Source organism: Bradyrhizobium sp. ORS 285, assembly GCF_900176205.1.
Lineage (GTDB): Bacteria > Pseudomonadota > Alphaproteobacteria > Rhizobiales > Xanthobacteraceae > Bradyrhizobium.
Genome location: NZ_LT859959.1, coordinates 482456 through 499734 on the forward strand (window position 1 = coordinate 482456; position 17279 = coordinate 499734).

The 17279-nt window shown below is 65.0% G+C and carries 14 protein-coding genes; 4 read left to right on the top strand and 10 right to left on the bottom strand.

Features of this window, described 5'->3' with window-relative positions:
- Positions 1–3 precede the first annotated feature (3 nt).
- On the bottom strand, positions 4–1044 hold the full coding sequence (locus tag BRAD285_RS02160; RefSeq protein WP_035644578.1) for a branched-chain amino acid ABC transporter permease: 1041 nt from the start codon (positions 1042–1044) through the stop codon (positions 4–6).
- A gap of 195 nt (positions 1045–1239) precedes the next feature.
- Here BRAD285_RS02160 and BRAD285_RS02165 point away from each other — a divergent pair, with 195 nt between their 5' ends.
- The gene (locus BRAD285_RS02165; protein WP_006609545.1) at positions 1240–1749 is read left to right on the top strand and encodes a MarR family winged helix-turn-helix transcriptional regulator; all 510 of its coding nucleotides are present in this window, start codon (positions 1240–1242) and stop codon (positions 1747–1749) included.
- A 13-nt stretch (positions 1750–1762) separates the two neighbouring features.
- Here the strand turns inward: BRAD285_RS02165 and BRAD285_RS02170 are convergent, their stop codons facing one another.
- The 9 genes from BRAD285_RS02170 to BRAD285_RS02210 form a co-directional block, all read right to left on the bottom strand.
- Positions 1763–3043, bottom strand: a complete 1281-nt coding sequence (locus tag BRAD285_RS02170) for a glycerate kinase (protein ID WP_006609546.1) — start codon at positions 3041–3043, stop codon at positions 1763–1765.
- Between the two features lie 28 nt (positions 3044–3071).
- Positions 3072–4298, bottom strand: coding sequence for an ABC transporter substrate-binding protein (locus BRAD285_RS02175; RefSeq protein ID WP_035644581.1), 1227 nt, complete (start codon positions 4296–4298; stop codon positions 3072–3074).
- A gap of 246 nt (positions 4299–4544) precedes the next feature.
- The gene (locus BRAD285_RS02180) at positions 4545–5768 is read right to left on the bottom strand and encodes an ABC transporter substrate-binding protein (protein ID WP_006609548.1); all 1224 of its coding nucleotides are present in this window, start codon (positions 5766–5768) and stop codon (positions 4545–4547) included.
- Between the two features lie 339 nt (positions 5769–6107).
- The gene (locus tag BRAD285_RS02185; protein ID WP_006609549.1) at positions 6108–7331 is read right to left on the bottom strand and encodes an ABC transporter substrate-binding protein; all 1224 of its coding nucleotides are present in this window, start codon (positions 7329–7331) and stop codon (positions 6108–6110) included.
- A gap of 10 nt (positions 7332–7341) precedes the next feature.
- On the bottom strand, positions 7342–8358 hold the full coding sequence (locus BRAD285_RS02190) for a branched-chain amino acid ABC transporter permease (RefSeq protein ID WP_006609550.1): 1017 nt from the start codon (positions 8356–8358) through the stop codon (positions 7342–7344).
- 2 nt (positions 8359–8360) lie between these two features.
- Positions 8361–9239: a branched-chain amino acid ABC transporter permease gene (locus BRAD285_RS02195; protein WP_006609551.1), complete on the bottom strand. Its 879-nt coding sequence runs from the start codon at positions 9237–9239 to the stop codon at positions 8361–8363.
- A 13-nt stretch (positions 9240–9252) separates the two neighbouring features.
- Positions 9253–9966 carry an ABC transporter ATP-binding protein gene (locus BRAD285_RS02200; RefSeq protein WP_006609552.1) on the bottom strand — a complete coding sequence of 238 codons (714 nt, stop codon included), beginning with the start codon at positions 9964–9966 and terminating at the stop codon, positions 9253–9255.
- A complete protein-coding gene (locus tag BRAD285_RS02205; protein ID WP_006609553.1) occupies positions 9963–10760 on the bottom strand; it encodes an ABC transporter ATP-binding protein in 798 nt (265 codons plus the stop codon). The genes BRAD285_RS02200 and BRAD285_RS02205 overlap by 4 nt, the downstream gene beginning before the upstream one ends.
- Before the next feature lie 66 nt (positions 10761–10826).
- Complete coding sequence (locus BRAD285_RS02210; RefSeq protein ID WP_006609554.1) at positions 10827–11723, bottom strand: IclR family transcriptional regulator; 897 nt, start codon at positions 11721–11723, stop codon at positions 10827–10829.
- Between the two features lie 212 nt (positions 11724–11935).
- Here BRAD285_RS02210 and BRAD285_RS02215 point away from each other — a divergent pair, with 212 nt between their 5' ends.
- The 3 genes from BRAD285_RS02215 to BRAD285_RS02225 all read left to right on the top strand — a co-directional run bounded on the left by BRAD285_RS02215 (position 11936) and on the right by BRAD285_RS02225 (position 17085).
- On the top strand, positions 11936–14032 hold the full coding sequence (locus tag BRAD285_RS02215) for a 3-hydroxyacyl-CoA dehydrogenase NAD-binding domain-containing protein (RefSeq protein WP_006609555.1): 2097 nt from the start codon (positions 11936–11938) through the stop codon (positions 14030–14032).
- 181 nt (positions 14033–14213) lie between these two features.
- Positions 14214–15878 carry a dicarboxylate--CoA ligase PimA gene (pimA, locus tag BRAD285_RS02220; RefSeq protein WP_006609556.1) on the top strand — a complete coding sequence of 555 codons (1665 nt, stop codon included), beginning with the start codon at positions 14214–14216 and terminating at the stop codon, positions 15876–15878.
- A gap of 19 nt (positions 15879–15897) precedes the next feature.
- Positions 15898–17085 (top strand): acetyl-CoA C-acyltransferase, encoded by a 1188-nt coding sequence (locus BRAD285_RS02225; RefSeq protein ID WP_006609557.1) that lies wholly within the window; start codon positions 15898–15900, stop codon positions 17083–17085.
- Positions 17086–17279: the final 194 nt, after the last annotated feature.

The following is a 17279-nucleotide window of genomic DNA, read 5'->3' on the forward strand; positions in this document are numbered from 1 at the left end:
GGCTCAATCCTTTTCTTCTTCGACCGCGGGCGCGGCAAGCGAACGCAGCAGCAGGACCGGGATCAGCAGCGTGAAGACGATGACTTCCTTGAAGTTCGAGGCGTAGAACGAGGAGAACGCCTCGACGATGCCGACGACCAGCGCGGCGACGGCGGTCAGCGGATAACTGATCAGGCCGCCGATGATCGCGGCGATGAAGCCCTTCAGGCCGATCAGGAAGCCGGTGTCGTAATAGAGCGTCGTGATCGGAACGATCAGGATGCCGGACAGCGCGCCGATGGTGGAGGCCAGCAGGAAGGCGATCTGGCCGGACAGCGTGGTGCGGATGCCGACCAGGCGGGCGCCGAGACGATTGACCGCGGTGGCGCGCAGCGCCTTGCCGTACAGGGTCAGGCCGAAGAACAGCCAGAGACCGACGATGAAGGCGATGGTGATGCCGTAGACCGCCATGCCCTGGCCGGTGAAGCGCAGCGAGCCGAGCGTCGCACTGGTGGTGAGCAGGGCCGGGCCGCGCTGGCCCTCGGCGCCGAAGAACAGCAGGCCGAGTCCTTGCAGCGCGAGGTGCACGCCGACGGAGGCGATCAGCAGCACCAGCACCGAGGTGTGGGCGAGCGGCTGGAACACGATGCGGTACAGCGACAGGCCGATGCTGGCAACGATCAGCAGCGACAGCACCAGGCTGACGCCGGCGGGCATGCGCTGGTCGGCCGCCCACATGCTGGCGAGCAGCACGACGAGGGGAAAGACGACGTGAAGGGCAGCGGCGCGCGCGACCTTGGGCACGTGCAGCGTCTTGCGCATCGCATAGAGGTCGAAGGCGAAGGCGACGAGGCCGATCACCACGGCAAGCTTCGCGGTGCCCGGCATGCGGCCGGCGGCGAGCGAGGCGTAGGTGAGGGCGCCGTAGGTGACGAATTCGCCCTGCGGGATCAGGATCACCCGGGTGACGGCAAATACCAGCACCAGCGCTAGCCCGAGCAGGGCGTAGATCGCGCCGTTGGTAATGCCGTCCTGCAACAGGAACAGCAAGATCGTTGTGTTCAAGACAGGACGCTCCCCCTCTGTGGTGACCGCACGCCGTGGGGTGCCTGGCGCCCGCGGCTGGTCGGAGCAGTTGAATGGCTGCCCGTGTTTGATATAGTGGATAACAATTATCGATTATAATCTCAAGGCCGCTGTTCCGGCTGCGGCATTCGAGACCAGGGATGGAAGCGGGTCCGATGAATTTGGCGGATTGTGATGGCCGATAGCGCCAAGCCCGTCAGCAAAGCCAGAGAAAGCCGAAAGGAAGCTGCCGCAGCCGTCGAGGAGACGCAAGCGGTCCAGCTCGGCGAGCTCTCCGATCTGCTCGGCTATGTGCTGAAACGGGCGCAGTTGAAGGTGTTCGAGGACTTTCTACGCTGCGTTGCACCGTTGCAGCTGACGCCGGCGCAGTTCTCGGTGCTGCTGCTGCTCGACGCCAATCCCGGCCGCAACCAGACCGAGATCGCCAACACGCTGGGCATCCTCCGGCCCAATTTCGTGTCGCTTTTAGATAGCCTGGAAAGCCGTGAGCTCTGCACCCGCGTCCGCTCGGCCAATGACCGACGCTCGCACATCCTGCTGCTGACCGAGAAGGGCAAGGGCGTGCTCGCTCGCGCCAAGAAGCTGGTCGTCTCCAAGCACGAGGCGCGACTGAACGAGCTGCTCGGCCCCGACGGGCGCGAGACGCTGCTCGCGATGCTCACCAAGATCGCGGAGGAGTTCTGAGGGCGTCGTGCCCTCAGTCGACCAGGATCACTCTCACATCGTTGACGTTGGTCAGCGTCGGGCCGGTCTGCAGCAGGCCGCCGGTCGCGGCGAAGAACGCGGTGGCGTCGTTGTTGGCGAGATAGGCTTGGGGATCCAGTCCCTGCGCCCGCATCGCTGCGATGACCTCGGCATCGACCAGCGCGCCGGCCGGGTCCGAGGCGCTGCCACCGCCGCCATCGGCACCGTCGGTGTCGCCGGCCAGCGCCGCGACGCCGTCCATGTCCTTCAGCAGGTCGGCGAGCGCCAGCGCATATTCCTGGTTCGGCCCGCCGCGGCCGTGGCCGCGCACGGTCACCGTGAGCTCGCCGCCCGAGATGATCGCCATGCGGCGGCCGAGCGAACGGGCCTCCCGCGCCAGCTTGGCATGATCGGCGGCGACCTCGCGGGCCTCGCCCTCGAGATCGGCACCGAGGTCGAGCACGTCGTAGCCCGCGGCCTTGACCGCGGCCACAGCCGCTTCGAGCGAACTCGCGGGCCGCGCGATCAGCTCGAACGATGCGCGGGCGAAGGCGGGGTCGCCAGGCTTGCAGCTCTCATTGGCGGGATCTTCGAGCGCACGAGCAATCGCCGGGTCGACCTCGAGCCTGTATTTCGCGACGATCGCGCGGGCATCGGCCAGCGTCGTCGGATCCGGCACCGTCGGCCCGGAGGCGATGGCGGAGGGATCGTCATGCGGCACATCGGAGATCGCCAGCGTCACGATCTCGGCCTTCTGCCCGGCGCGCGCCAGCCGCCCGCCCTTGATGCGCGACAGATGCTTGCGGACGATGTTCATCTCGCCGATCGGCGCGCCCGAACGCAGCAGCGCCCGCGTCAGCTGCTGCTTCTGCCCGAAGCTGACGCCGTTCACCGGCGCAACCCAGTTCGCCGAGCCGCCGCCGGAGATCAGCACCAGCATCAGATCGTCGGCTTCTGCCGTTGCGGCCAACTGCAGCGTATCGTCCGCTGCCTTGAGCCCGGCCTCGTCCGGCATCGGGTGGCCCGCTTCGATGACTTTGACGCGGCGCGTCGGCACACCGTGGCCATGACGGGTGGTTGCAATGCCGACGAGCTTCGCCGGATCGAACCCGAGCGTGTCGAGGTAGTGCCGCTCTGCGGCAACTGCCATCGCGGCGGCGCCCTTGCCGGCGGCGAGGCAGATGATCCGGCCCTTCGGTGCCGCCGGGAGGAAGCCCGGCAGCACGACATCGGGATGCGCCGCGGCGACCGCGGCATCGAAGATCGATCGCAACAGCGGACGGCGGCTGCTCATGCGAGGCCGCCCGCGGATGCGCGATGGTTCACTTCAGCTCGCCGCTCATGACCTCGCCGAACAGCTGCCAGCGCTCGCCCTTGAATTGCATCAGCTGCAGCTGCTCGATCGGCTGGAAATCGTCGGGCCCCGTGGTCAGCGTGACGCCGGGCAGCAGCCCGCCTTGCGCAAACTGCTTCAGGCTTGCCGCCTGTTTCATGACGTTCGCGCGTGTCAGTTCGTCGCCGCATCGCTTCAGCACCTCGACCATCGTGGTGGCGATGTTGTAGCCGGTCAGCGCCGACGAATCCACGGGGTTGATCTCCGGCAGGTATTTGGCGAGCAACTCGCGGAACGCGCCGAGGCCCGGATCATTGGCCCATTGCGGATCGGAGGCATCCTTGGCATAGGCGGCCGAGATCACGCCCTGCGAGTTCTCGACGCCAGCCGGCCGCATCACCGCAGCCGTGGAGGCGCTGACGTTGGAGATGATGGTGAGCGGCTTCCAGCTCATCTCGCCGAGCTTCTTGATCGCCTGTGCGCCCGACTTCGGCGTCGTGAACAAGATGACGACGTCGGGATTGGCCGACTTCATCTTGACGATGTGCGACTCCACCGTCGGCTCGGCGATCTCGTAGCTCTCCTCCAGCACCACCCGAGAGGCCTCGCTGCCGAGACCGTCCTTGAGGCCCTTTAGATAGTCTTTGCCCATGTCGTCGTTCTGGTAGAGCACCGCGATCTTCCCGCTCGGCTGCTGCGCCATGAGATATTTGGCGTAGATGCGCGCTTCCGATTGGTAGCTCGGCAGCCAGCCCATGGTCCACGGATTGGTCTTGGGCTCGTTCCACTTGGTGGCGCCGGTCGCCACGAACAGCTGCGGCACCTTCTTGGCGTTCATGTATTTCTGGATCGCCGTGTTGGGCGCGGTGCCGAGCACGCCGAACAGGAACAGCACCTCATCGCTCTCGACCAGCTTGCGCGCCTGCTCCACCGTCTTCGGTGGCGAATAGGCGTCGTCATACGAGATGAAATTGATCTTGCGGCCGTTGATGCCACCTTCGTCATTGACCTTCTTGAACACAGCCGACATCGCCTTGCCGACCGAGCCATAGGCCGAGGCCGGGCCGCTATAGGGCACGATGTTGCCGATCTTGATCTCGGTGTCGCTCGCGCCGTTATCGTATTTCTTGTCGGCGTACGCGCTGCTGGCAGCGGCGCCAACGAGGGCGAGGCCGAGCAGGCTGGAGAGCGTGCGGCGGGTGAGGGCAGTGGTCACGTGGGGAGACTCCTTCTCGGCCTTGGAGCTTGGCCTTGTTGTTGGACTCGCCGCGATCAGGGCGACTCGTTTCACTCCGAAGGCGTCCCCATAGCCCAGCCGCGCGCGCGGCGTAACCGCCGGCGACGCATGACCGCCGTTCCGTGAACTCCTAGCTTAAGGATTAGTGGGAAAAGAAAGCTGACTTGTTCGTAGATGAAACCTCCTGCGGCGTGACGCCGCAGGAGGCATAGTCAGTTCGTCGTATCAGCCGCCGACGTCGGCCGAGATCACGTCGCCGAACAGTTCCCACCTGTCGCCCTTGAAGCGCATCAACTGCAGCTGGCTGACGGGCGCGAAGTCGGTCGCCGAGGTGTTGATGCTGATGCCCGGCAACAGCATCTCGGTGCGGAAGTTGCGCAAGCTCGCCGCCTGCTTCATGACGTTCTCGCGGGTGAGATCGTCGCCGCACTGCTTCAGCACCTGCACCAGGGTCTGCGCCACGCCGTAGCCCACGACGGCGCCGCCATCGAGCTTGTCACCTTCGGGGAAGTCCTTGGCCATGAACTCCAGGAACTGCTTCATCCCGGTGTCGTCCTTCCACTGGGGATCGGACACGTCCTTCAGATAGGCGGCCGAGATGATGTCCTGCGAGTTCTCGAAGCCGGCAGGTCGCAGCACGCTGCCGACCGAGGCCGAGACGTTGTTGAGGAGGTGCAGCGCCTTCCAGTCGATCTCCTTCACCTTTTTGATCGCCTGCGCTGCGAATTTCGGCGTCGTGATGTTCATGAAGACGTCGGCGCCGGTAGACTTCAGCTTGACGATATGGCTGTCGATCGTCGGCTCCGTCGTCTCGTAGCTCTCCTCCATGACGATCATGCTCGCCGCCTTGGCGCCGAGCCCGTCCTTCAGGCCCTTGAGATAATCCTTGCCGTAATCGTCGTTCTGATACAGCACCCCGATCTTGGCGTCCGGCTTCTCCTTCAGCAGATACTTGGCATAGATGCGCGACTCCGCCTGGTAGCTCGGCTGCCAGCCCATCGTCCACGGGAAGCTCGACGGATCGTTCCACTTGGTCGCGCCGGTCGCGACGAACAGCTGCGGCACCTTCTTGGCGTTCATGTACTTCTGGATCGCCGTGTTCGACGGTGTGCCGAGTGAGTTGAAGATCAGCAGCACCTCGTCGCTCTCGACCAGCTTGCGCGCCTGTTCGACGGCCTTGGGCGGCGAATAGGCGTCGTCATAGGAGATGAAGTTGATCTTGCGGCCATTGATGCCGCCCTCGGCGTTGATCTTCTTGAAGTAGGCCGCTTCCGTCTTGCCGATGACGCCGTAGGCTGACGCCGGCCCGCTATACGGCATGATGTTGCCGATCTTGATTTCGGTGTCGGAGGCTCCGGTGTCGTATTTCTTGTCGGCGGCGAACGCGCCTGACGAAGCGAAGGCGATGGCGGCGACGGAGGCGAGGGCGGCTCTGCGCGTGATCATCATTGTGCGTATCTCCCGTGTTGTTCTCGATGATGTGTCGCGGCTTCCTTGCTGGAAGCTCTTGGTGACACAGGAACTATAGCAGAGCTGGTGCGGCCACGCTGCGACATCACGGCACGGGCCGTGTTTTCGCGGCTGCCTGGGATGTGCAATTGCGAGAAGGCGCAATCTCGGCGGGTGGGTGCTTTGCGAGAACAGCTTGAGATCAGTCAGACGGTGTCGCTTCACCGCTGGTCGAACGGGCATGCCGCGCATGAAAAAGCCCCCCGTGCCGAGGGCACGGAGGGCCAGTGGAGATCGGCACCGCTCGTTAGCGGCGATGCGCGATGTCTCTAATTTGAGCTACTCAACGGCGCCGCTGATGGCCTCGCCGAACAGCTCCCACTTCTCGCCCTTGAACCGCATCATCTGCAGCTGCTCGATCGGGGCGAAGTCGGTGGCCGAGGTGTTGATCTTGACGCCCGGCAGCAGCGTGTCCGGCGCGAAGTCCTTCAGGCTCGCGGCCTGCTTCATGACGTTGGCGCGGGTGAGATCGTCGCCGCACATCTGCAGCACCTTCACCAGCGTCTGGGCGGCGCCGTAACCGTAGACGGTCGAGCTGTCGAGCTTGTTGGCGTCGGGAGCGTACTGCGCCAGGAAATCGAAGAACTTCTTCATGCCGGGATCATTGTCCCATTGCGCGTCCGCGGCGTCCTTGGCGTAGGCGGCCGAGAGGATCCCTTGCGAGTTCTCGAAGCCGGCCGGCTTGATGACGCTGCCGACCGAGGCCGAGACGTTGACGACGAGATGCGTCGGATGCCAGTCGATCTCGGCGAGCTTCTTGATCGCCTGCGCCGCGAACTTCGGCGTGGTGACGCTGAAGAAGGTGTCGGCGCCGGAGGCCTTCAGCTTGACGATATGGCCGTCGATCGAGGGCTCGGAGGTCTCGTAGCTCTCCTCCATCACAATCATCGACGCGGCCTTGTCGCCGAGTCCGTCCTTGAGACCCTTCAGATAGTCCTTGCCGAAATCGTCGTTCTGGAACAGCACGCCGATCTTGGCGCCCGGCTTCTCCTTGAGCAGGTACTTCGCATAGATGCGGCCCTCGCTCTGGTAGCTCGGCTGCCAGCCCATGGTCCACGGGAAGTTCTTCGGATCGTTCCACTTGGTGGCGCCGGTCGCGACGAACAGCTGCGGGATCTTCTTGCCGTTGAGGTACTTCTGGATCGCCGAGTTCGACGGCGTGCCGAGCGGGTTGAAAACGAACAGGACCTCGTCGCTCTCGACCAGCTTGCGCACCTGCTCCACGGCCTTCGGCGGCGAGTAGGCGTCGTCATAGGTGACGAAGTTGATCTTACGGCCGTTGATGCCGCCCTCGGCGTTGATCTTCTTGAAATACGCTTCCTCGGTCTTGCCGATCACGCCGTAGGCGGACGCGGGTCCGCTATAGGGCATGATGTTGCCGACCTTGATCTCGGTGTCGGACGCGCCGGTGTCGTATTTCCTCTGGGCGAAGGCTGCGCCCGAGCTGAGGGCGACGACCGCCGTCGCGAGGGCGGCGATCCGTAGATGGTGAGCGACCTGCAAGAGTTCCTCCTTAGTTCTTTCTGAGTTTGCCGAGCAGCTGCTGGGCCACCATCGCCACCTGCCGCGCGCCGTGCGGCACGAGGAAGATGACGAGGAACAGCAGCACGCCGAACACCGCGCCGGACAGGCCCTTGGAAATGCCTTCGGCGATGTTGGGAACGAAGATGATGAAGGCAGCGCCGACGAACGAGCCGGGCAGCCAGCCGACGCCGCCGACGACCATGCCGAGGAACAGCGAGATCGCGAGCACGATCGTGTAGCTGTCCGGCGCGACGAACTGCACCGCGATGGCCCCGAGCCCGCCGGCGACGCCCGTGATCCCCGCGCTGACACCGAATGCCAGCGTCTTATAAGTCGCGACGTCGATACCCATGGCGGAGGCGGCGATCTCGTTGTCACGGATCGCCATGAACGCCCGGCCGGAGCGGGAGCGCAGCAGGTTCACTGAGAAAATGTAGATCGCGATCGTGATCGCCAGGGTGAAGTAATACAGCCACATGTCCTGCGACATCGGCAGGCCGAACGGCGCGTCCGGCTTGGTCACGACCAGACCCTGCACGCCGCCGGTCCAATGCTCGAAGAAGCCGAGTTTCAGGATCTGCGGCATCGCGGTGGCGAGCGCGAAGGTGGCGAGCGCGAGATACACGCCCGACAGCCGCAGCGCCGGCTGGCCGAACAGGAAGCCGAAGCCGAAGCAGATCACGCCTGCGATCGGCAGGGTCAGCGCGTAGTTGACGTTGTACTGCTCCATCAGGATCGCCGACGTATACGCGCCGACGGCATAGAACGCGCTCTGCCCGAGCGAGAACTGCCCGGAGCCGCCGGTCAGGATGTTCAGCGCCAGAACGGCGAGGCCATAGATCAGGAGCATCGTCATCTGGAAGATGATGAAGTTCTTGACGAACAGCGGCACGACGAGAAGCAGCAGCACGACGACGAAGGTGGTGCCGGAGCTCAGGGTCATGGCCCGCTTCGGAACGGCCTCGACCGCGGGCGCTGGGGATGCGATTTCCTCGACTGCGCTCATGATCAGACTCGCTTCACGATGTTGCGGCCGAACAGGCCGGCGGGTTTGATGACCAGGACGGAGATGATCAGGGCCAGCGCGATCGGCAGCTTCATCTCATTGCCCACATGCGGGATGTAGGTGCCGGCGAGGTTCTCGAAGATGCCGACCAGGAAGCCGCCGAGCACCGCGCCGAACGGGCTGGTGAGGCCGCCGAGCACGGCCGCGGCGAAGCCGTAGATCAGCACGCCGCCCATCATGTTGGGCTCGAGGAACACCACCGGCGCGATCAGCATGCCGGCGATCGAGCCGATCGCCGCGGCCATGCCCCAGCCGAGCGCGATCATCCACGACGTGTTGATGCCGACCAGCCGCGCCGACTCGGGCAGCGCTGCCGCCGCCCGCATCGCGAGGCCGACGCGGGTGTATTGGAAGAAGAAGTACAGGCCGACCAGGAGCAGGAGCGTAATGCCGATCATGCCGGCCTGGTGGGTCGAGATCAGCTGGCTGCCGAGGAATGGCGAGGAGCCGAACGGCGTCGGATACTGCTTGATCGTGAAGTCCCAGATCAGGCCGGCGCAGGAGTTGATGATCGAGAACAGCGCGATGAAGCCGGCAACTTGCGTCAGGATCGGCGCCTTGGTCAGCGGCTTGAACAGCACGCGCTCGATCGCGATGCCGCCGGCGAAGGAGAACGCCAGCGTGACGATGAAGGCGCCCCAGTAGGGCAGGCCCCATTGCATCAGCTGCCAGGAGATGAAGGTCGAGAACATCGCCATCTCGCCTTGCGCGAAGTTGAGATGGTCGATCGCCTGGTAGATCATCACGACGGCGAGCGCCATGCAGGCGTAGATCGCGCCCGTCGCGATGCCGGCCAGGACCTGGTTGGTGAAGAGTTCCATTGTCCCGCCTCCGTCAGTAGCCAAGATAGGATTTGCGGACGTTCTCGTCGTTCGCGATGTCCTTTGCGACACCCGACATGACGATGCGACCGGTCTCGATCACATAGGCCTGGTCGGCGAGCTCCAGCGCGAGCTGGGCGTTCTGCTCGACGACGAGAATCGAGACCTTCTCGTCGCGATTGATCTTGCCGAGGATGCCGAAGAGATCACGTACCACCAGCGGCGCGAGGCCGAACGACGGCTCGTCGAGCAGCATCAGCCGGGGACGCAGCATCAGCGCGCGGGCCACGGCGAGCATCTGCTGCTCGCCGCCGGACAGCGTTCCGGCCTGCTGGGTGTGGCGCTCCTTCAGCTTCGGGAAGTAGGAGTACATCCGCTCGATATCGGCGACGATGCCCGCCTTGTCGCTGCGGGTGATGGCGCCGAGCTGCAGGTTCTCCTCGACCGTCATGTTGGTGAAGGTGCCGCGGCCCTGCGGCACGTGCGCGATGCCGAAGCGGACGATGCTCTCGGTGGACTTGTTGTTGAGTGGCTTGCCCTCGAACTCGATCGCGCCGGTCGAGCGCACCATGTTGCAGATCGCGCGCAAGGTCGTGGTCTTGCCGGCGCCGTTGGCGCCGAGCAGGGTCGTCAGCGAGCCCTCGTTGAGCGAGAAGGAGAGGCCGTGCAGGGCCTGGACTTGGCCGTAATACGCCCTGAGATCCTTGACGTTGAGAAGCGCCGTCATTGATCCTTGCTCCCGAGATAGGCCTTGATGACGTCGGGATCGGCCTGCACCTGGGCCGGCGTGCCCTCGGCGAGCTTGCGGCCAAAGTTCAGCGCCACGACGTGATCGGCGATCGACATCACGAGACCCATGTGATGCTCGACCAGCAGCACGGTGATGTGACGGTCGTCGCGGATGCGCCGGATCAGGTCGCCGAGCACATAGACTTCCTCGTGATTGAGGCCGCCGGCAGGCTCGTCGAGCAGCAGGATCTTCGGATCGGCGGCGAGCGCGCGTGCCAGCTCGACGCGCTTCTGCGTTCCGAACGGCAGGCCGGATACGGTCTTGTGCGCGACCTCCTCGAGGTTGAGATAGGCCAGGATCTCGTGAACCTTGGTGTTCACGGATTTCTCGCTGCGCCGGATCCAGGCGAGCCGCAGCGAGTCCGAGATGATGTCGCTCGATGTCCGCGCATGCGTACCGACGCGGACATTGTCCAGCACCGAGAGGTTCGGGAACAGTGCAACGTTCTGGAAGGTGCGGCCGATGCCGATCTCGGCGATGCGATGTGGCGGCCGCGACAGGATGCTGCGACCTTCCATCAGGATGTCGCCGGCGCTCGGCTGGTACAGACGGCTGAGGCAGTTGAACAGCGTCGTCTTGCCGGCGCCGTTGGGACCGATGAGGCCGAGGATCTGGCCCTTGTGCATGTCGAACGACACGCCGTTCAGTGCGACGATGCCGCCGAACACGACGCTGACGTCGCGGACCGCGAGCAGCGGATCGTTCGTCGGGGCGAGTTGTGCCTGCGTCATCTCGTCTCGCCCCTCCCGAAATCGTTCAGGTTAGAGCGCGGCGCCAGCCGACCGCGATGATGCAGGCTATCTGATACCCTCGGCAACACGGGCAACTTTTCCTCCTGGCTTCGGCTTTTTATTGGGTTCTTTGTGAGACGATTGGCTCGTCTGATTATTTGTCTGATTAGTTTGCGGCGCGAGTCCGCCAAGCGCTGCTTCGATTTTTCTTACCATCGCGACGAGGCGAGGTCCAATGTCGGAGAGCAGACGCTCTTCCGTGAAGCGGAATGCAGGCGCGCCGCAATTGATCGCGTAGGGACCCGTTCCATCGTTGAGCCTGAGCGCCGCGGCGACGGCATGCACATCGTCCTGCCACTCGCCGGCCGAGATCGCGAAACCGTGTTTGGCGACGGTCTCGCCGGCGCGTTCGATGCCGTCGCGGATCTTCGGCCAGCGGTTGCCGTAATGCTCGCGCATCTCGCGCATGAGCGCGGTGCGTTCCTCCTCGGGCAGCGCCCAGAGATAGGCGCGGCCCATTGCGGTCGTGGCGATCGGAATGCGCGATCCGACGTCGAGCTCGACATTCACGACGCCGTGACGGCTCTGGCCGATATAGATCATGCTGAGCCGGTCGCGGCCGCCGATCGCGACCGCGCCGCCGGTCTCGCGCATCAGCTGCTCGCGGAACGGCTCGGAGAGCTGGCGCACGCCGAGATTGGCGAGCGCGGCATAACCGAGCAGCAGTGCTGACGGTGCCAGCTGGTACTTTTCGAACCGAGGAACCGGGGTGAGATAGCCGAGCTTGGTGAGCGTATAGGTCAGGCGCGACACCGTGGCCTTGGGCAGGTTGGTGCGCGCGGCGATCTCCTGGTTGCCCAGCAGGCCGTCGTTCGGCCGGAAGGCACGCAGCACTTCCAGGCCGCGCGACAGCGCAACGACGAAGTTGCGATCGGTCGCAGCTTTCTTCCCTGGGCGTTTCATGTCATCGGCTGTTGATTGATGAGCCTCGTTGACAACGCTCGTGCTTCAAAATAACCCTGGCTGTCAAGATGTGGAATTACGTTTCGCACTGCGGAATTGAGGTTCGGCAGCGGGTAGACGCAAGCAAGGCTGATACTCTGCGCAAATGAAGGTCCAACAATTGGCAGGTCGGTTAACCGGCCGCAAAGAAACGACATCCAAGGAGCTTACGCGTGAGCGAAGTGGCAAAGCTTGATCGCCAAGACATCATCGGCATCGTCACCATCGACAGCCCGCCGGTCAATGCGCTGAGTGCCGCAGTTCGCGGCGGCATCCTCGACAACGTCAAGGCGGCGATCGACGATCCCACGATCAAGGCCATCGTTCTGACTTGCGGCGGACGCACCTTCATCGCCGGCGCCGATATCACCGAGTTCGGCAAGCCGCCGAAGCCGCCGGCGCTCAACGACGTGCTCAGCACGATCGAGAATAGTCCGAAGCCGGTGATCGCTGCGATCCACGGCACCGCGCTTGGTGGTGGCCTCGAAGTGGCGCTGGCCTGTCATTACCGTGTCGCCACCAAGGACTCGAAGCTTGGCCTGCCGGAGGTGAAGCTCGGCCTGCTGCCGGGCGCGGGTGGTACGCAGCGCCTGCCGCGCGCGGTCGGTCCGGAGCTTGCGGTCAAGATGATCGTCGGCGGCGATCCGATCGGCGCCGCGGAGGCGCTCAAGTCGGGGCTGATCGAGGAGATCGTCGAGGGACCCGCGTCGGGCGGCGTGGAGTTCGCGCGCAAGGTGGTGGCGGAGAACCGTCCGCTGCGCAAGCTGCGCGACGACGAATCCAAGATCGCTGCCGCCAAGGCCGATCGTTCGATCTTCACCAACGCGGTCGCTGCGATCACCAAGAAGTCGCGCGGCCTTGAGGCGCCGTTCGCTGCGGCCGATGCCGTCGGCTACGCGATTGACCTGCCGTTCGACGAAGGCCTGAAGCGCGAGCGCGAGGGCTTCCTCAAGCTGGTGGCCAGCGATCAGTCGAAGGCGCAGCGCTACGCGTTCTTCGCCGAGCGCGAGGCGGCCAAGATCGCCAGCGTGCCCGAGGGCACCAAGGGTCGCAAGGTCGAGCGCGTCGCCATCATTGGCGCCGGCACCATGGGCGGCGGCATCGCGATGTCGTTCGCCAATGCCGGTATTCCGGTCACCCTGATCGAGACCGCGGAAGAACAGCTCAAGCGCGGCATGGGCATCATGCAGAAGAACTGGGAAGCGACCGCCGCGCGCGGCGGCATCCCGGCGGATGCACCGGCCAAGCGTATGGCGCTGATCGACGGCAAGGTCGGCCTGGAGAACGTCAAGGATGCCGACCTCGTGATCGAGGCGGTGTTCGAGACCATGGCCGTGAAGAAGGAAGTGTTCGGCAAGCTCGATCAATACGCCAAGCCGGGCGCAGTGCTGGCCTCCAACACCTCCTATCTCAACATCGACGCCATCGCCGCGGAGACCAGCCGTCCGCAGGACGTGCTCGGCATGCACTTCTTCTCGCCGGCCAACGTCATGAAGCTGTGCGAGATCGTGCGCGCCGAGAAGACCGCGCCGGATGCGCTGGTCACCGCGGTGTCGATCGCGCGCAAGATCGCCAAGGTGCCGGCGGTTGTCGGGGTCTGCGACGGCTTCGTCGGCAATCGCATGCTGGCGCAGCGCGGCAAGCAGGCCGAGAAGCTGCTGTTCGAAGGCGCGCTGCCGCAGCAGGTCGACGCCGTCGTCACCAAGTTCGGCATGCCGATGGGCCCGTTCGCGATGGGCGATCTCGCCGGCCTCGACATCGGCTGGCGATCGCGCAAGGACCGCGGCATCAAGAGCGAGATCGCGGACGCGCTGTGCGAGGCCGGACGCTTCGGCCAGAAGACCGGCAAGGGCTACTACAAATACGAGGCGGGCTCGCGCGCGCCGCTGCCGGATCCCGATGTCGAGAAGCTGATCGACGAGACGCTTGCCAAGCTCGGCCTCAAGCGCCGCGCCGTGAGCGACGAGGAGATCCTCGAGCGCATGATGTATCCGATGATCAACGAGGGCGCAAAAATCCTCGCGGAAGGCATCGCCGCGCGGCCGTCGGATATCGACGTGGTCTGGCTCTACGGCTACGGCTGGCCGATCTATCGCGGCGGCCCGATGTACTGGGCCGACAGCGTCGGCCTGAAGCATATCGCCGAGCGGCTGGCGTTCTACGCCAAGGAAACCAACGATCCGTCGCTCGAGCCGGCGCCGCTGCTGAAGAAGCTTGCGGATGAGGGCAAGACGTTCGCCTCACTGGCCAAGGAATCCAAGGCTGCCTGATGCAGCCTGCTCGTCGCCTCGTTCGCAGGTGCGCTCCCCTCCCCCTTGCGGGGAGGGGTTGGGGGTGGGGGTCCACAACGGCAGTCTCACCCGCGGCCACCCCCCTCCCTGACCCTCCCCCGCAAGGGGGGAGGGGACGGACGCAGCGGGGCCACCTGACGGCAACAAACACAGAGTCCGCATGACCCATCCCGGCGAACAGTTCTATCCCGAAGGCGTCCGCTGGGACGCGCCGCTCGCGCGCGGCACCTTGCCGGACCTGCTGGCGAAGTCCGTAAGCGATTTCGGCGATCGCCATGCGTTGGAATTCCGCGACCGCCCGATCACATTCACTCAGCTCTCAAGCCTCGTCGACCAGGCCGCCGCTGCCTTCCTCCGCGCCGGCTTCGGCAAGGGCGCCTCGATCGCGCTGTTCCTCGGCAACACACCGGATCATCCGATCAATTTCTTCGGCGCCCTCAAGGCCGGTGCCCGCGTCGTGCATCTGTCGCCGCTCGACGGCGAGATCGCGCTGTCGCACAAGCTCAGCGATTCCGGCGCGCGCATTCTGGTGACGTCGAATTTGTCGGCGCTGCTGCCGATGGCGCTCAAGTTCCTGGCGAAGGGTCTGCTCGATCGGCTCATCGTTTGCGAAGATGATCATTGGGGCAAGGTCGGCACGCCGCAGACGGCGCTGCCTGACAATCCTGCCGTCATCACCCATCGCGCCTTCGTCAACGGCGCCGTGCCGCCCGCATCGTGGCCCGCGATCTCGCCCGACGACATCGCACTGCTGCAGTACACGGGCGGCACCACCGGCCTGCCCAAGGGCGCGATGCTGACGCACGGCAATCTCACCTCAGCGGTCTCGATCATCGAGATCTGGGGCCGCGCTACACGGATCCAGCATGAGGGCGGCGACCGCGTCATCTGCGTGCTGCCGCTGTTCCACATCTATGCGCTCACCGTCGTGCTGCTGACGGCGCTGCGCATCGGCAGCCTGGTCTCGCTGCATCAGCGCTTCGATCTCGAGGCCGTGATGCGCGACATCGAAGTGAAGCGCGCGACCTATTTCCCGGGCGTGCCGACGATGTGGATCGCGATCGCCAACCTGCCGGATCTCGACAAGCGCGATCTGTCGTCGTTGACCAGCGTCGGGTCCGGCGGCGCGCCGTTGCCGGTCGAGGTCGCGCGCATCCTGGAGCGCCGCGTCGGCATGAAGCTGAAGAGCGGCTGGGGCATGACCGAGACCTGCTCGCCCGGCACCAGCCACCCGAAGGAAGGGCCGGACAAGCCCGGCTCGATCGGCATCGCACTGCCCGGCATCGAGATGGACGTCGTGTCGCTCGAAGATCCCTCGAAGGTGTTGGGGATCAACGAGGTCGGCGAGATCCGCGTCAAGGGGCCGAACGTCACCAAGGGCTATTGGAACAGGCCCGAGGAGTCGGCGCAGTCCTTCGTCGGTGACCACTTCCTGACCGGCGACATCGGCTATGTCGATGCCGACGGCTTCTACTTCCTGGTCGACCGCAAGAAGGACATGATCATCTCCGGCGGCTTCAACGTCTATCCGCAGATGATCGAGCAGGCGATCTACACGCATCCCGCCGTGCAGGAAGTGATCGTCATCGGCATTCCCGACGCCTATCGCGGCGAGGCGGCCAAGGCCTTCATCAAGCTGCGCGACGGTTTCGCGCCGTTTTCGGTCGAGGAGCTCCGCGGCTTCCTCACCGGCAAGCTCGGCAAGCATGAACTGCCGGCGGCGGTCGAGTTCGTCGACGAACTGCCGCGCACGCCGGTCGGTAAATTGTCGCGCCACGAGTTGCGCCAGCAGCAGTCACCACCATCCCACAGCAAACAATCCTAACAACAACAGGAGGTCGCCCATGACCGATGCCGTCATCGTTTCCACCGCCCGTACGCCGATCGGCAAGGCCTATCGCGGCGCGCTCAATGCCACCGGCGGCGCGACGCTGCTCGGCCACGCCATCGGCGAGGCCGTCAAGCGCGCCAAGATCGATCCGGCCGAGGTCGAGGATGTCGTGATGGGTGCGGCCCTGCAGCAGGGTTCGACCGGCGGCAACATCGCGCGCAAGGCGCTGCTGCGCGCCGGCCTGCCGGTGTCGGTCGGCGGCACCACGATCGATCGCCAGTGCGCCTCCGGCCTGCAGGCGATCGCGCTCGCCGCGCGCTCGGTGATCTTCGACGGCGTCGAGATCGCGGTCGGCGGCGGCGGCGAGTCGATCTCGCTGGTCCAGAACGACAAGATGAACGCGTTCCAGGCCACCGATCCCGCGCTGCTCGAGATCAAGGGCGACGTCTACATGCCGATGATCGACACCGCCGAGGTGGTCGCCAAGCGCTACGGCATTTCGCGCGAGCGCCAGGACGAGTACGCGCTGGAGAGCCAGCGCCGCACGGCTGCCGCGCAGCAGGGTGGCAAGTTCAACGAGGAGCTGGCGCCGATCTCGACCAAGATGGCCGTCACCGACAAGGCCACCGGCAACGTCTCGTTCAAGGACATCGCGCTGTCGCAGGACGAAGGTCCGCGTCCGGAGACGACCGCTGAAGGCCTCGCCGGCCTCAAGGCCGTGCGCGGCGACGGCTTTACCATCACCGCCGGCAATGCCAGCCAGCTGTCTGACGGTGCTTCGGCCTCGGTGATCATGAGCGACAAGGAGGCCGCCAAGCGCGGCCTGCAGCCGCTCGGCATCTTCCGCGGCTTCGTTGCGCACGGTTGTGAACCGGACGAGATGGGCATCGGCCCGGTCTTCGCGGTGCCGCGCCTGTTGAAGCGTCATGGCCTCACTGTCGACGACATTGGCCTGTGGGAGCTCAACGAGGCGTTTGCGGTGCAGGTGCTGTACTGCCGCGACAAGCTCGGCATCGACCCCGACAAGATCAACGTCAATGGCGGCGCGATTTCGGTCGGCCATCCCTACGGCATGTCGGGCGCGCGCCTCACCGGCCACGCCCTGATCGAAGGCCGCCGCCGCAAGGCCAAATACGCCGTCGTCACCATGTGCGTCGGCGGCGGCATGGGCGCCGCCGGCCTGTTCGAGGTGCTGCAGTAACAACATCGTAGTCCCGCGCAAACCTGGTGCGGGACCTAAACAGGTGTCGTCCCGGACAAGCCGGCAAGCGCGACGCGCTTGCCGGCGCAGATCCGGGACCCATACCGCGTGATGTCGCTTGGGGCATTCTGGCAGACGCCTTTCGCACCAATGACGGCCGGTGGTTATGGGTCCCTGCGTTCGCAGGGACGACA

Excerpts from the sequence above, each read along its gene's own strand:
- BRAD285_RS02225 (WP_006609557.1), top strand. The coding sequence starts at position 15,898 with ATGACCGATGCCGTCATCGTTTCCACCGCCCGTACGCCGATCGGCAAG.
- BRAD285_RS02200 (WP_006609552.1), bottom strand. The coding sequence starts at position 9,966 with ATGACGGCGCTTCTCAACGTCAAGGATCTCAGGGCGTATTACGGCCAA.
- BRAD285_RS02170 (WP_006609546.1), bottom strand. The coding sequence starts at position 3,043 with ATGAGCAGCCGCCGTCCGCTGTTGCGATCGATCTTCGATGCCGCGGTC.
- BRAD285_RS02210 (WP_006609554.1), bottom strand. The coding sequence starts at position 11,723 with ATGAAACGCCCAGGGAAGAAAGCTGCGACCGATCGCAACTTCGTCGTT.
- BRAD285_RS02195 (WP_006609551.1), bottom strand. The coding sequence starts at position 9,239 with ATGGAACTCTTCACCAACCAGGTCCTGGCCGGCATCGCGACGGGCGCG.
- BRAD285_RS02180 (WP_006609548.1), bottom strand. The coding sequence starts at position 5,768 with ATGATGATCACGCGCAGAGCCGCCCTCGCCTCCGTCGCCGCCATCGCC.
- BRAD285_RS02190 (WP_006609550.1), bottom strand. The coding sequence starts at position 8,358 with ATGAGCGCAGTCGAGGAAATCGCATCCCCAGCGCCCGCGGTCGAGGCC.
- BRAD285_RS02165 (WP_006609545.1), top strand. The coding sequence starts at position 1,240 with ATGGCCGATAGCGCCAAGCCCGTCAGCAAAGCCAGAGAAAGCCGAAAG.
- BRAD285_RS02205 (WP_006609553.1), bottom strand. The coding sequence starts at position 10,760 with ATGACGCAGGCACAACTCGCCCCGACGAACGATCCGCTGCTCGCGGTC.
- pimA (WP_006609556.1), top strand. The coding sequence starts at position 14,214 with ATGACCCATCCCGGCGAACAGTTCTATCCCGAAGGCGTCCGCTGGGAC.